The organism is Shewanella sp. T24-MNA-CIBAN-0130 (assembly GCF_040310185.1).
GTDB lineage: Bacteria > Pseudomonadota > Gammaproteobacteria > Enterobacterales > Shewanellaceae > Shewanella > Shewanella psychromarinicola.
The window spans coordinates 1-262 of the sequence record NZ_JBEOPP010000374.1 but is presented as its reverse complement, the minus strand read 5'-3'; the positions used below and the strand labels follow the sequence as shown (position 1 = coordinate 262).

Here is a 262-nt window from a genome sequence, read left to right as displayed (position 1 = left end):
ATCTTAAATAATACAAACTCACCCGGCTGCATTTTTTTCCAGCGCTCGTCGTTAGTCAGTGGTTTTGTTGCTATAACACTAACAATATCGTTGGGCGTGGTTTCTTCGTTAAAATCGACCACCATGTCAGCATCAATCAAGGTCGCTTTTCCAAAGGGCGCACGGCGAGTTATGTAATGTAAGTTATTGGTACAGTAAGCTAAAACAAATACGCCATCGGTCAGCAGCATATTAAAAACGCCCTTTTCACGCAGTGTATGCG

1 protein-coding gene is annotated in these 262 nt (G+C 42.7%); it reads right to left on the bottom strand.

Annotated elements, in window-relative coordinates:
* Positions 1-262 (bottom strand): class II glutamine amidotransferase (locus AAEZ02_RS22780; protein WP_351125369.1); only part of this gene is annotated, 262 nt, incomplete at both ends.